The sequence below is a fragment of the Vibrio sp. Y176 genome (genome assembly GCF_033438945.1).
Genome location: NZ_JAWOQS010001244.1, coordinates 1 through 507 on the forward strand (window position 1 = coordinate 1; position 507 = coordinate 507).

1 protein-coding gene and 1 pseudogene are annotated in these 507 nt (G+C 42.8%); one reads left to right on the plus strand and one right to left on the minus strand.

The annotated features are described in order from the left end of the window. On the plus strand, positions 1–323 hold a 323-nt coding region (locus R7O13_RS31200; protein WP_318196014.1), incomplete at its 5' end, for an EAL domain-containing protein. A gap of 108 nt (positions 324–431) precedes the next feature. Here R7O13_RS31200 and R7O13_RS31205 read toward each other — a convergent pair. Next, positions 432–507, minus strand: a pseudogene (locus R7O13_RS31205) (response regulator); the annotation flags it as partial.

Genomic DNA, 507 nt, shown 5'->3' on the forward strand with positions numbered 1-507 from the left:
GTGAATTGGGCTTTGCATTGTCTTTGGATGACTTTGGTTCCGGGTACAGTTCTTTAAACTGCTTCTTTGATTTACCGATGACGCAGATAAAAATCGATAAATCGATGGCTTGGAAAACGCTGACAAACCACTCTTCGCGAGAGTACCTAAAGTTTTTGATTGCAATGTGCCACGAGAACAATATTGAGGTAGTGATTGAAGGCATTGAGGATGCGAAGATGTGCGACTTCTTTACTCAGATGGGCGTCGACTATTTACAAGGTTACTGGTTCTCAAAACCCTTGTCTGTCGCAAGTGCTAGCCGATATTCATTGAATTCATAGTTCGAATTTTGGCAATCTCACCTGTTCCGCACAGCCACCGTTTAGTTACCGGTTTTTACATCGAAACAGAACGTGGCTGTGGCGAAAACTCAGGTTAACTTTACCCACCTATCTTAAGCGGTCAAACACAACGTTTTGATCTAAGTGCTCGTGATATTGCGTGTAATCGAGCCCCATATCAAAA